This is a genomic window from Nocardia sp. NPDC005998 (assembly GCF_040614395.1).
GTDB lineage: Bacteria > Actinomycetota > Actinomycetes > Mycobacteriales > Mycobacteriaceae > Nocardia.
Genome location: NZ_JBEXUI010000028.1, coordinates 20,899 through 33,544 on the forward strand (window position 1 = coordinate 20,899; position 12,646 = coordinate 33,544).

At 66.6% G+C, this 12,646-nt stretch carries 10 protein-coding genes; 5 read left to right on the top strand and 5 right to left on the bottom strand.

All coding sequences use genetic code 11. The features are described 5' to 3' along the window. The first annotated feature begins 22 nt into the window (after positions 1 to 22). Positions 23 to 1,363 (top strand): amidase family protein, encoded by a 1,341-nt coding sequence (locus ABZ293_RS29355; RefSeq protein ID WP_355186020.1) that lies wholly within the window; start codon positions 23 to 25, stop codon positions 1,361 to 1,363. Here the strand turns inward: ABZ293_RS29355 and ABZ293_RS29360 are convergent. From ABZ293_RS29360 to ABZ293_RS29370, 3 genes are all read right to left on the bottom strand, one after another. Next, positions 1,360 to 2,250, bottom strand: coding sequence for a LysR substrate-binding domain-containing protein (locus ABZ293_RS29360; RefSeq protein WP_354960985.1), 891 nt, complete (start codon positions 2,248 to 2,250; stop codon positions 1,360 to 1,362). The genes ABZ293_RS29355 and ABZ293_RS29360 overlap by 4 nt on opposite strands. A 403-nt stretch (positions 2,251 to 2,653) precedes the next feature. Next, the gene (locus tag ABZ293_RS29365; protein ID WP_355186022.1) at positions 2,654 to 3,469 is read right to left on the bottom strand and encodes an SDR family oxidoreductase; all 816 of its coding nucleotides are present in this window, start codon (positions 3,467 to 3,469) and stop codon (positions 2,654 to 2,656) included. Positions 3,470 to 3,561: 92 nt separating this feature from the next. After that, positions 3,562 to 5,169 (bottom strand): aldehyde dehydrogenase family protein, encoded by a 1,608-nt coding sequence (locus tag ABZ293_RS29370; protein WP_355185877.1) that lies wholly within the window; start codon positions 5,167 to 5,169, stop codon positions 3,562 to 3,564. Positions 5,170 to 5,330: 161 nt separating this feature from the next. Here ABZ293_RS29370 and ABZ293_RS29375 point away from each other — a divergent pair, with 161 nt between their 5' ends. Beyond that, positions 5,331 to 6,641 carry a helix-turn-helix domain-containing protein gene (locus ABZ293_RS29375; RefSeq protein ID WP_355185879.1) on the top strand — a complete coding sequence of 437 codons (1,311 nt, stop codon included), beginning with the start codon at positions 5,331 to 5,333 and terminating at the stop codon, positions 6,639 to 6,641. An 11-nt stretch (positions 6,642 to 6,652) separates the two neighbouring features. On the opposite strand, the gene ABZ293_RS29380 is transcribed toward ABZ293_RS29375, so the two are convergent. Beyond that, positions 6,653 to 6,913 carry a DUF2277 domain-containing protein gene (locus ABZ293_RS29380; RefSeq protein ID WP_355185881.1) on the bottom strand — a complete coding sequence of 87 codons (261 nt, stop codon included), beginning with the start codon at positions 6,911 to 6,913 and terminating at the stop codon, positions 6,653 to 6,655. A gap of 109 nt (positions 6,914 to 7,022) precedes the next feature. On the opposite strand from ABZ293_RS29380, the gene ABZ293_RS29385 reads away from it, so the two are divergent. Next, a complete protein-coding gene (locus tag ABZ293_RS29385) occupies positions 7,023 to 7,856 on the top strand; it encodes a DUF1266 domain-containing protein (RefSeq protein WP_355185883.1) in 834 nt (277 codons plus the stop codon). A 328-nt stretch (positions 7,857 to 8,184) separates the two neighbouring features. Here ABZ293_RS29385 and ABZ293_RS29390 read toward each other — a convergent pair whose 3' ends face one another. Next, positions 8,185 to 9,132 (bottom strand): hypothetical protein, encoded by a 948-nt coding sequence (locus tag ABZ293_RS29390; RefSeq protein WP_355185885.1) that lies wholly within the window; start codon positions 9,130 to 9,132, stop codon positions 8,185 to 8,187. Positions 9,133 to 9,487: 355 nt separating this feature from the next. Between ABZ293_RS29390 and ftsH the strand changes: the two genes are divergently transcribed. Continuing rightward, complete coding sequence (gene ftsH / locus ABZ293_RS29395) at positions 9,488 to 11,866, top strand: ATP-dependent zinc metalloprotease FtsH (RefSeq protein ID WP_355185887.1); 2,379 nt, start codon at positions 9,488 to 9,490, stop codon at positions 11,864 to 11,866. Positions 11,867 to 11,986: 120 nt separating this feature from the next. Next, positions 11,987 to 12,631, top strand: a complete 645-nt coding sequence (folE, locus tag ABZ293_RS29400) for a GTP cyclohydrolase I FolE (protein WP_355186024.1) — start codon at positions 11,987 to 11,989, stop codon at positions 12,629 to 12,631. Positions 12,632 to 12,646: the final 15 nt, after the last annotated feature.

Genomic DNA, 12,646 nt, shown 5'->3' on the forward strand with positions numbered 1-12,646 from the left:
CAGCATGCCACGCGAATCCGGCATGGCACGAGGTCCGGCTTCGGCGATGGCCGCGAGCGTGCGCGACGGCTCGCTGACACCGACCCAGACGGTCGGCACCGCCCTGGACCGGATCGCCGCCGGAAATCGAAAGACGAACGCTTTCGCCGTCGTTCGCTCGGCCTCGGCGCGGGCCGAGGCGCTCGCGCTGGAACAGCGCTCCGATCTGGACGTACTGCCCTTGGCGGGTGTTCCCATCGCGATCGAACACAACATCGCGGTCGAGGGCGAGTCGACGTCGGCCGGTTCCGCGGCGACCGATACCCGTCCGGCCGCCGCCGACCATCCGGTGGTGCGCCGACTGCGGGCCGCCGGCGCGGTGGTGGTCGGGCAGACCGCGGTATCGGAGCTGGGGCTGTGGAGCACCACCGAGAGCGAGGGCCGGATCACCCGCAACCCGTGGAATTCCGCGCGCAGCACCGGTGGATCGTCGGGCGGCTCGGCCGCGGCGGTCGCCGCCGGGCTGGTACCGGTGGCACACGGCAGTGACGGGCTCGGTTCGGTGCGGATTCCCGCGGCCTGCTGTGGGGTGTTCGGGATCAAGCCGGGACGGCACACCGTGCCAGCCGAGTGTGGCGTCGATTCCTGGTCGGGGATGGTCGAAAGCGGTGTGCTCGCAACCACGGTCGGTGATGCGGCACTCGCGCTATCGGTATTGGCCGCGCGCCCGGACCTAGCCGAGCTAGATCCGCCGGGCCGACTACGCATCGGGCTGGCCGTTGCGCCGCCCTCACGTTTGTTCCGGGTCGATCGGCACTGGACCGTGGCGGCTCGCACCGCCGCCTCGGCCGCTGTCGCGGCCGGGCACCTGGTGGAGCCCGCGACCCTGCCGTATGGCGAATCGATCATCTCCGTTGGCCTGCGCTGGCTGGCATTCGCCGCCCGCGAGGCCGTGACACTCGTGCACCCCGAACGTTTGCAGCCGCGCACCCGCCGACACCTCGCACTCGGCCGGTTGGTCCAGCGCCTGCGGCTGATCCGCCCGGCTCAGGTGGACCGGGTGGAAGCGCGACTGCTGGAATTCTTCGAGCGCTACGACGTCGTGATCACCCCGACGCTCGCCGCGCCGCCGCCGCGGGCCCGGGCCTGGCACACCCTGGGCTGGTTGGCGAATGTCGTTACCAGCGCACGATATTCATCGTTCACACCGCTGTGGAATATGGTCGGCTGGCCCGCCGCCTCGATCCCGATGGGTATGCACCCCGGCTCGAAGACGCCGGTCGCCGCCCAGCTCGCGGCACCGCCCGGCGGTGAATCGACCCTGCTGCGCCTGTCGGCGCAGCTCGAGTCGATCCACCCCTGGAAGCGAACGGTGAGCGGCTAACTCGCGACGGCGGCCTGGTGCTGGACCGAGAAACCGCCCTCTACCGCGCGTGCGGCGAATTCGAGAATGGTCGGCCGGTTATCGTCGGCGCGCCAGGCGACGGCCAGTTCGCACGGGGCGAGCCCGTTGAGCGGGCGGGCGGTCAGTCCGGGCCAGCGGTACATCGGCACATTGTTCTCGGCGAGCAGGCAGACGCCGAGGCCGAGGCTCACCGCCTCCAGCTTGTCCTCGGGGGTCGCCGCCTCGGCGCCGATCTTGGGCTGACGGCCATTGCGCGCGTCGTTGCCGAGCCAGAAGTCGCGCACCGCACCGGCCTCGGTGGGCAGCGCGATGAACGGTTCGTCGAGCAGGTCGGCGAAGTCGATGGTCTCGTTATCGGCCAGCGGATGGTTCTCCGGCAGCAGCACCCAGCGTGGTTCGGTGCGCAGCACCTGCCAGCGGAACCGGTTCGGATCGGGCAGCGGAAGCCAGACCATCGCCAGATCGGCCTGCCGACCGGCCAGACCGCTGGACGGGTCGGTCCAGGAGGCGGCGTGCAGGGCGAGCCGGTGCCCGCTCGCGCTCTCCAGATCGTTGAGCAGACCGCGGCCGAGCGCGGACTGGATGCCGACGCGCAGCACCTCACCCGCCTCCTGCAGGGAGACGTTGGTGACTTCCCACAGCTCCAGGATCTTGCGGGCGCCCTCGAGCAGTTCCTTACCCGCGACGGTCAGCGCCACGCTGCGCTGGTTGCGGTCGAACAGGACCACGTCGAGCTGGCGTTCCAGCTGACGAATCTGACGCGACAGGGTGGGTTGAGCGATGTGCAGCCGCTGAGCGGCGTTGGTGAAGTGCAGTTCCTCAGCGACGGCGACGAAATACCGCAGGTCGCGCAAATGCGGGTCCATAGCCCCTTGCTATCAGAATCGGTCCTGAATTTCTAGCCTATTGAAGCCGGAAAGTCTGGATATGGCAGCTGAAACAGTCGACAGGTTTGTTAGAGACAGCATATGGCCTGTCATGGTCATTTGCACCATCGACTTGGCGAATCTCCGGCACTCATGGTGCATGCGACCTCGCCGAAGCTAATTGGGCAGATGACCAGCAATGATGCTGCGCGCGGCGGACTCCGAGCCTCGATTTCGGTGTGTCGAAGTGTGGCCGGTCACCCTCGGAGAAACCGGCCCGCAACGACGTCGGGGCCGTTACAACCGTGGATAGTGAGATTGGTCACAAATACGTTTGCGGTCGCCGAAGCGCGAGAGGGCGCCGTGGTCGCGACAACACGACCACGGCGCCCTCGATGCGCGATCAGAGGCCGCGCGCGCGATCCTCGTACGCCTTGCGCTCGACCGCGTCGACATCGTCGAGGAAGGCATTGCTGGACCCCAGCGCCCTGGCCAGTCCATCGGCCACCGGTTCGGGCAGCAGATTTACCAGCTGCGAGAGCAGACCGGCCACCGCGGTCACCCGGACCTTGGATCGGGGTGCGGCGATCAACGCGACGATGGCGTCGGCGATCTCCTCCGGCTCGGCCGGGCGCAGCAGCTTCGGGCCGCTCACGCCGGAGCCGAGTTCGGTATTGGTCAGCGTCGGCAGCACCGAGGAGAACGCGACACCGGAACCCCGGTACTCCTCCCGCAGCGTATCGGTGAAGCCCAGCACCGCGTGCTTGCTGGCGTTATAGGTCGCCAGGCCGGGGATATGGGTCTCACCCGCGAGCGAGGCGATATTGATGACGTGTCCGCGTTTGCGCGGCAGCATCCGGGCCAGGCCCAGTTTGGATCCGAGGATCACACCGTAGACGTTGATATCGAGGATGCGGCGGGTGATCTGGTCCGGCTCGTCGACGAATTTGCCGGTCGGCATGATGCCCGCGTTGTTGATCAGCACATCGATCGGACCGACGGTGCGCTCGACCTCGTCGAGGAAGCTCTCGAACGAGATGGCATCGGTGACATCGAGCCTGCCGTACAGCTCGAAATTCCGGGTGGTTCCGGACTCTTTGACCGTGGTCTCGTCGATATCGCCGATCGCGATCTTGGCACCGAGCGCTTGGAGTGCGGTCGCCGTGGCCAGTCCGATGCCGCGCGCACCGCCGGTGATCACGACGACCTTGCCACGAATCTTCGCTACGTCCGTGTTGGATTTGCGGCGCTCCCGGTGCCCTCCGTGGTCACGCTCCGCTGCCGCCTCCTGGCCCGTCGCTCGCACCGCGGTCACTTGTTGTCTCCCTTGAGCTTCAAGATGGCCGGAATATTGATCCGCCGCAGACCGCGAGCCCCTGCCGCGCGCATCGCGCCGAGCCCGAACAGCACCTTCGGCATCTGGTACGGGAACCAGAGCAGTTCCTTCTGCTGGGTCGGCAGGATCGGCGTGGTGATCGCCTTCTGCCTGCAGTACTTGCGCACCCCGTCCGGACCGCCCCAGCGGGCGCCGACCCCGGACTGCCCCCAGCCGCCCATCGGCAGCGCGAAGCTGAACAGGTTGACGAAGACATCGTTGATATTCACCGCGCCGACATCGAGTTCGCGGGCGACCCGCTCGCCGCGCTCCTTGTCCCCGGTCCACACCGAGGCCGACAGGCCGTAGATCGAATCATTGGCCAGCCGAACGGCTTCCGCCTCGTCGGCGACCTTGATCACCGGCAGGGTCGGGCCGAAGGTCTCCTCGGTGATGCAGGACATGCTCTGGTCGACATCGACCAGCACGGTCGGCTCGAACAGCGTGCCGACACCGGTCCGCTTGCCACCGGTGGTGACCCGGGCACCCGCCGCGATGGCCTCGTCGACATGGCGCTGCACGATCTGGACCTGGTTCTCGTTGGCGAGCGCGCCGACGTCATGTTCGGACTCGCGCCCGTCGAGGCCCTGACGCAGATTCTGGACCGCGTCGGTGAGTTTGGCGACGAACCTGTCATAGACCGGCGCCTCGACATACACCCGTTCGACCGAGATGCAGACCTGGCCCGAATTGAACATGCCGCCGAAGGCGATGCCGTGCGCGGCGCGATCCAGGTCGGCATCGGCCAGCACGATGGCCGGATCCTTACCGCCCAATTCCAGGCTGTAGGGAATCATCCGCTCGACGCAGGCGGCCGCGATCTTGCGCCCGGTCGCGGTCGAACCGGTGAACTGGATGTAGTCGGCGTTCTCGATCACCGCGGCGCCGGTCGCACCCGCACCGGTGACCACGGCGAAGACCGGCGGTGCGCCGATTTCGGCCCAGCCCCTTGCCAATTCGAGCGCAGAGAGCGGGGTCACCTCCGAGGGTTTGAGGATCACCGCGGCGCCAGCGGCCAGCGCCGGGATCACATCGATGACCGGCATGGCCAGCGGGAAGTTCCACGGTGTGATCACGCCGACCACCGGATACGGCTTGTACACCGTGGTCAGCTTCTTGACCCGGGCCAGCGGGCTGTGTGGCGAAGGATGGTCGTCGGCGAGGAATTTGGCGGCCCGGCGCGCGTAGTAGCCGATCAGATCGGTGGAGAAGGCCGGGTCGATCAGCGCGTCCACCCGTGGCTTGCCCGTCTCGGACTGCAGCACGTCGGCCAGGTGCTCGGTGTTGTCGATAATCCAGTCCTGCAGTTTCAACAGCCATTCCTTGCGGCCGTCGGGGCCGATGGCCTCCCACTCCGGCTGGTACAGGCGCAATTCACGGATCTTGGCCGCGACCGCCTCGGCGCTCTGTTCCGGCACGGTGCCGACCACCGCACCGGTACCCGGATTGCGCACCTCGATCAGCGTCGGATCCGTCGTTTTTGCCGCTGTCTTGCGTGCCGTCGCTTTCTTTGCCGCGCCGGGCACCGATTCGGTGTTGGTCACTGCTGTTCTCCCACTGACGTTGTGCTGTGAACCGCTGGCAGCCGACTACTGTGAATCAGCTCACTGACCTATGATCGTGACACAAGATTGTGGGACTTTCTTGGGCCTTTTTGTCAACCTACTCGGTTGATTTTGTATCGAAAGTACAACTCGGAGGAATCATGGTCGCTGCCTCGGCCGATCGTCCGGCGGCCACGGCGCCGCTGCGGACCGATTCGGATCCGAACGTCGAGGTCGTGCGCGACTGGCTGGCCGAATATGTCTACGAGACGATGCGGACCCAGACGCTCGAGCAGATCGTGGACCGGCTCGACAACGCGATCATCGCCCGCATCCCGGAGCTCGCCGACCGCGATATCCGCCGTGATCTCGCGGCCAGCACCAGGGCTCATGCCAGGGTCATGCTGAGCGGGTTGACCAGCGACACCTTCGATTTCACGCTGCCCGACGAGGTGCACGCCTTCGCGCGCACGATCGCCCGGCGCGGCTTCCAGTTGCGGCTGCTGTTGCGGACCTACCACGTCGGGCAGGAGGCCGTACTCGACTACATGAGCGAGGCGATCGAGGAGCGCCGTCCGCCACAGCAGATCGAGCGCGCGGTCATGCTGCGGCTGTTCGAGCGATCGATCAGATGGGTCAGCAATTCGGTGGAGGCGCTGACCGACACCTACATGGAGGAACGCGAACGGATCCTGCGCGCCGATCTCAACCGCCGCTCCGAAACCGTTCGCGCGCTATTGGCCGATGGCGACATGGATATCGACCAGGCCTCGATTCGGCTCGGATATCGCCTCGCCCAACAGCATTTGGCCTTCGTGCTCTGGGCCGACGAGTCGGGCGACGCCGAGATGAGCGGACAGCTGGATCGGGTCGCGGCGCGACTGGCGGCCGCGATCGGCAGCACACGGGTGCTGACGGTTCCATCCGGTGCGAGTGGCATGTGGGCCTGGGTCGGCTTGGATGATGAGGCGCATGCGGCGCACATGGCCGAACCCGGTCGGCTGGCACGACTGGTGGCCGGATCGGTGGAGCCGCCGATGCGGGTCGCCTTTGGTGTGCCAGCGGCGCACATGGCCGGATTCCGCAACAGTCATCGCGAAGCTGTCTCGGCCAGGCAGGTGGCCGAGCGCAGCGCGACGGGAGCGCGGATGACCGGCTATCGCGAGGTGGAGATCGCGTATCTGGTGGGCGCCGACGACGCGGCCATGCGCGGTCTGATCGGACGCGAATTGCGCGCGCTGGCGGGCCGTGATGCCAATGCCACACGCCTGCGCGAAACACTGCACGCGTATCTGAAGAGCCATCGCAGCCCGGAGGCCACGGCGAAACTACTGGGTGTGCACAAGAACACGGTCCGCTATCGGATCCAGCGGATCGAGGAACTGCTCGGCCATCCGATCGAAGCGCGCGGGCTGCCGCTCGAGATCGCGCTGGCCTGCGTCGCCACTTACGGCACGGACGCCCTACCTTGAACTGCTACGAACTATTCCGTCTCCGCACCCGCACGTTCGCGGCGTGGTGGCGGTTCGGTGGTCGGTGCCACTCGCGCATTCGGCAGATCCGCGAGCAATTGCGTTGTCGCGGACGCGATGGCGTTCACCGCCTTGTCCACCGCCGCCTTGGTTGTGGAGCTCAGGCCGGACACGCCACCGACCGTACGCACGTACTGCAGTGCGGCAGCATAGATTTCCTGCTCGGTAGGCGCAGGATCCAGGCCACGAAGGAGGGTGATGTTGCTACTCATGCGTGCACATTAGCCCTCAGTACTGCTGCTCGGCAGGACAAGAATCCAATCCGACAAAGCCAGACGATTACTCAGCCGCTTCCAAGATCGATGGGGAACAATCGGTGGCATGCCTGCCCGTGGTGTACCCACCCTGACCACCTTCCCCTACGAGGAACTCGACAAGCGGGAAGAGGATCATTGGTCCGGCGCGGCGATATCCGATGACGAACTGCGCGCCCTCGCGCTCGGCGGCTTCTATTCGGCGCGCTGGGACGCGTTCCACGATGCGCTGCTGCTGGGGCCCGAGCGCGACCATCCGCTCGGCGACCGCCGCGAACTCGCCATCGATACGCTGACCGGCGCATGGGGCATTACCGACGGCACCGAGGCGCAGGCCTCCATGGAGCAGTTGCTCAACGGTATGCACGCACCGCTGTACGCGATGGTGCATCCGCTGGTGATGGCATCGATCAATGCCAGTGAACGCGACCGGTTCGGTGAGCGGGCCGATCGGCATCGGGCCTTCCTGCGTCAGGTCGGTTCGTTCCGGGGGATGGACAATCCGGAGGCGCTGGTTCGCGATTACGACATCTGGTCGCAGGCGATCAAGATCGGCTTCACCGATCATCTGGCCCGGCCGCTGCCGAGCGATATCCATGCCTGGGATCTGGCCCGAGTGGTTGCGGTGGCCCGAATGGCTTTCACCGCAGGCTATCTCGATGCCGAAGTGGCCTGGGACTATCTGCTGCGGGCACTGCCGCTGGCCCAGCGCAAATATCAGAACTGGCGTCAATTCGGCGATGCCTACCTGACCGGCTGGACTTACTGGCAGGCCTGTGAGGATCTGGCCGAACTGAAAAACGGCGGCGTGGATCGGCGCATGGAGCTGTTGCGCCTGTGGCTGCGGCCGACGAGTCCCTGGCGGCGGATTACCTTGGCGGAGCCCAGCGCTGGGAAGTAACCACCACGTGCGAGTCCTACGAGCGGCGTTCGTGGCCCGTCTCGCGTCTGCGCGAAGGCACGGCCATCGAACTCAGCCGAGTGGTCGAAGCGCAGGCGATGCAGTCGCGAGTCTCGACGGCTCGGACGCGAGGCCCACCCGTCGCCCGAACACCACCCCTCATCGAATCGCTACGCGACGTTCGCGGATTGCACGACCCCGGCCGGTGTCGGTGGTCTGATCGGCGCGGCCGTCGCCAAGTCCGGCGCCACCATCACCCCCGGGCGCAGGGGCTGAATATCCGGGGCCGCCTACACGCAGCGCCGCAGGCGCGGCAAATCGAACACAGTCAGTTCCCGTCGGGGAGTGAGCGCAGGATTCCTCGGCCGTAGCGCTGGAACTGTCCGTCATCGACCATGCCGAGGGAATGCCGTTCCACCAGTAACTCCCACTCGGAATAGAGCTGGGCGACACCAGGATCGGCCGGACCCGCCGCGCCGTTCGCCGAATCGCGCCGAACGGCGAAATTCACGGCACAGGTGACGCGTTCGGTATCGGCTCGGTCGGTGCCGGTGAAACGCAGCGTGATATTCCCGTCGTGTACGTCGATACCGGTTTCGCCGCGCGCCGAACCGATCTCGCCCGGCGCCCCTGCGGCGCCCTCGGTGGTGCGTGCCCACAGGACGGCGGGGATGGGTAGCTCATGCGCGTATTTGTCGCCGGCGCCGATGGAAATGAACAGCAGTCGCCCAGTGGTCGCGGCCAGTAGGCCGGGGCCGCGGCCCGCGGGCGGATGTGCGATGGCGATCGCGGTCTCGAGCACATATTCGTCGGCGGTGACATAGCGATGCAGTGCGTCTATCGCCGACTTGGCATCGCGCTTGGGTGCCATCCGCCGCACGGCCCGATCGACATCGGCTCGGGTCGGCCCGTTCTTACCCCACTGCGGGGCGGGTGGTTGTAGATCGGGAGCGGCGACATCGACGCGCTGACCGGCCAGGATCTGGTCATTGATGCGCTCGACGATCTCGGCGGCCGCGGGGAAGTCGTGTTCGGCGATGAGGACGGGCAGCGGTGTGCGGTCGGCGGGCACGCCGGTCAGCACGGGAGTCGGATAGCGTAGGTAGATCTCGATGACGACCGCGTCGTCGGCACGTCGGTTGAGCCGGACCTTGAGTAGGTCGGTCACCGGCACATCCAGCACGCGCTCGCCGTCACTGCCCGGTCGCAGCACGATCAATCGCCCGCGTCCGTGCCGCAGTATCGCCGTGGGTGTCCGTAGCTCGACTATGTCCATACCCCCTGCGCTCTGTTTGTTTACGGTGCTCCCGGGGCCCACGTGGGGTACGCAAGCTACCGCCTTCGGGCCCGTCGCTCGCACCGCGGTGTTGTGTCGTCGCTCACGATAGGCCGAACATGACATGATTGTGACCACTTGGAGTAACCCCGACCGGAGACCTCGGGAACCACGAACGTTCCCCAGCCGTTTACCTGTCGAACTACACCAGCTGCCGAACTGCGCGATGTATCGACTAGACCGTACGCGGTAACGTGGCCTGTCCGCATCCGATCCACCGGACGGGACGCGCCCGACGCCACGCTAGGCATGCACCGGAGACACCGGAAAGGACTGGCCGACCGGCCTAAGCTCTATGAACCGCAAGACTGTGTTTCGCACTCTGGCCATAGTCGCGGGCATTGCGCTCGTGATCTATGCGTTCGGCTATTTCGGCAATGACACACGCGGCTGGAAGAGCGTCGATACCTCGGTGGCGTTGAGTCAGCTGACCGACAAGAGCAACGTCAAGAACGTCCAGATCGACGACCGCGAGCAGCAGCTGCGCATCGAGCTGAACAATGGGACCGACGCCACTTCCGGCTCGAAGAAGATCCTTGCCAAGTACCCGGGTGGCAGCGAGACCTCCAACCAGGTCTTCGACGCCGTGCAGAAGTCCGGCGCGCCCTTCAACACCGTGGTCAAACAGGAGAGCATATTCTCCCAGATCCTGCTGTTCGTGCTGCCGATGGTGATCTTGTTGGGGCTGTTCATCTTTGTGATGTCCCGCATGCAGGGCGGTGGCCGCGGCGGCATGATGGGCTTCGGCAAATCGAAGGCCAAACAACTGACCAAAGACATGCCGAAGACCACATTCGCGGATGTGGCCGGTGCCGACGAGGCCGTCGAAGAGCTCTACGAGATCAAGGACTTCCTGCAGAATCCGGTGCGCTACCAGGCGCTCGGCGCGAAGATCCCCAAGGGCGTGTTGCTCTACGGCCCGCCCGGTACCGGTAAGACCCTGCTTGCGCGTGCCGTCGCGGGTGAGGCCGGGGTGCCGTTCTTCACCATCTCCGGTTCGGACTTCGTCGAAATGTTCGTCGGTGTCGGTGCCTCCCGGGTGCGCGACCTGTTCGAACAGGCCAAGCAGAACAGCCCGTGCATCATCTTCGTCGACGAGATCGACGCGGTCGGCCGCCAGCGCGGCGCTGGCCTCGGCGGCGGTCACGACGAGCGCGAGCAGACCCTGAACCAGCTGCTGGTCGAGATGGACGGCTTCGGCGATCGCACCGGCATCATCCTGATCGCCGCGACCAACCGCCCCGACATCCTCGATCCGGCGCTGCTGCGTCCCGGTCGGTTCGACCGCCAGATCCCGGTCAGCAATCCGGACCTGGCCGGTCGGCGGGCCATCCTGCGCGTGCATTCGCAGGGCAAGCCGATCTCGCCGGAGGCCGATCTGGACGGCCTGGCCAAGCGCACCGTCGGCATGTCCGGCGCGGATCTGGCCAATGTCGTCAACGAGGCCGCCCTGCTCACCGCCCGCGAGAACGGCGCGGTGATCACCGGCGAGCAGCTCGAGGAATCGGTGGACCGCGTCATCGGTGGTCCACGTCGCAAGAGCCGCATCATCAGCGAGCACGAGAAGAAGATCACCGCCTACCACGAGGGTGGCCACACCCTGGCCGCGTGGGCGATGCCGGATATCGAGCCGGTCTACAAGGTCACCATCCTGGCCCGCGGTCGCACCGGCGGCCACGCCATGACGGTGCCCGAGGACGACAAGGGCCTGATGACCCGCTCGGAGATGATCGCCCGCCTGGTGATGGCAATGGGTGGCCGCGCGGCCGAGGAACTGGTGTTCCACGAGCCGACCACCGGTGCCTCCTCCGATATCGATCAGGCCACCAAGATCGCCCGCGCGATGGTCACCGAATACGGCATGAGCGCGCGCCTCGGCGCGGTGCGCTACGGCCAGGAACAGGGCGATCCATTCCTCGGTCGCTCGATGGGCATGGGTTCGGACTACTCACACGAGGTCGCTGGCGCCATCGACGAGGAGGTGCGCAATCTCATCGAGGCCGCGCACACCGAGGCGTGGGCCATCCTCAACGAATATCGCGATGTGCTCGACGTGCTGGCCACGGCGCTGCTCGAGCGCGAGACACTGCACCGCAAGGATCTCGAGGAGATTCTCACCGCGGTGGAGAAGCGGCCGCGGATCACCGCGTTCAACGATTTCGGCGAGCGCGTCCCGTCGGATAAGCCGCCGGTGAAGACCCCTGGTGAACTGGCCGCCGAACGCGGTGAGCCGTGGCCGCCGCAGGAGCCGGTCCAGCCGCGGCTGCCGCAGCGCGAAGCCGCCTCGGCCAATGGCTACCCGGACGCCGGCTACCAGGAACCGCGCTATGGCGGCTACGCACAGCAGCCCGCGACCGGTTATCCGCTGCCGCAGGCGCCGACCCAGGCCTACCCGCGGCCGGGATCGACGCACGGCTCGCGACCCGACTACGGCGCCCCGGCCGGTTGGTCGGCGCCGGGCTGGCCGCCGCGTGACGAGCCGCAGCAGCAGTCGGGTCAGCCGGGTCACGGCGGCTGGCAGGGTGAGCCGCAGCCGCGCCACGGATACCAGCAGCCGCAGCAGCAGTGGGGTCAGCAGGGGCACGGCAACGACCCCTACGACGAGCCCGCCACCGGCACCGGGAATAACGATGGCGAGAACCACGATTGGGATGGACCGAACGGTCGGCACTGACCAGTGGCGATTAGGCTCGACCATCTGGGTGCCGGGTGATTGCCGGTACCTGAGATTTTGGAGGTGTCTCGCTTGTCTGCCAACAATCACGTCGGTGGTCGCCGCACTGGCAATGCCGCCATCGACGAAGCGGATAAGGTCCAGCACAACGGTTCGGGGCCGGCCAAGCCGGAGCTGGTCGCACTCGAGACAGGCCGCTCGTTCGATCAGGCCCGCGCCGAGGCGGCGATCCGGGAGTTGCTGATCGCGGTCGGCGAGGACCCGGACCGTCCGGGCTTGATCGATACGCCCTCGCGGGTCGCCCGCTCCTACCGGGAGATGTTCGCCGGGCTCTACCTAGAGCCGGATTCGGTGCTGAACACGACCTTCGACGAAGGCCACCAGGAGCTCGTGCTGGTGCGCGATATCCCGCTGTACTCGACCTGCGAACACCACCTGGTGTCCTTCCATGGCGTCGCGCACGTCGGCTATATCCCCGGCCCGCACGGCCGGGTGACCGGACTGTCCAAGCTGGCCAGGCTGGTCGATCTGTACGCCAAGCGTCCGCAGGTGCAGGAGCGGCTGACCAGCCAGATCGTCGAAGCCGTCATGCGCAAGCTGGATCCGCGCGGCGCGATCGTCGTGATCGAGGCCGAGCACCTGTGTATGGCCATGCGCGGCATTCGCAAGCCCGGCGCGAGCACCACCACCTCCGCAGTGCGCGGCCTGCTACAGACCAGTGCCGCCTCGCGGGCCGAGGCCCTCGATCTGATCCTGCGCAAGTGAGGCAGGGCGCGGTGG

What these genes read in the sequence shown, in the direction of transcription:
- ABZ293_RS29355 (WP_355186020.1), top strand. Translation starts at nt 23, where the DNA reads ATGGCACGAGGTCCGGCTTCGGCGATGGCCGCGAGCGTGCGCGACGGC.
- ABZ293_RS29360 (WP_354960985.1), bottom strand. Translation starts at nt 2,250, where the DNA reads ATGGACCCGCATTTGCGCGACCTGCGGTATTTCGTCGCCGTCGCTGAG.
- ABZ293_RS29375 (WP_355185879.1), top strand. Translation starts at nt 5,331, where the DNA reads ATGGTCGCTGCCTCGGCCGATCGTCCGGCGGCCACGGCGCCGCTGCGG.
- ABZ293_RS29380 (WP_355185881.1), bottom strand. Translation starts at nt 6,913, where the DNA reads ATGAGTAGCAACATCACCCTCCTTCGTGGCCTGGATCCTGCGCCTACC.
- ABZ293_RS29385 (WP_355185883.1), top strand. Translation starts at nt 7,023, where the DNA reads ATGCCTGCCCGTGGTGTACCCACCCTGACCACCTTCCCCTACGAGGAA.
- ABZ293_RS29390 (WP_355185885.1), bottom strand. Translation starts at nt 9,132, where the DNA reads ATGGACATAGTCGAGCTACGGACACCCACGGCGATACTGCGGCACGGA.
- ftsH (WP_355185887.1), top strand. Translation starts at nt 9,488, where the DNA reads ATGAACCGCAAGACTGTGTTTCGCACTCTGGCCATAGTCGCGGGCATT.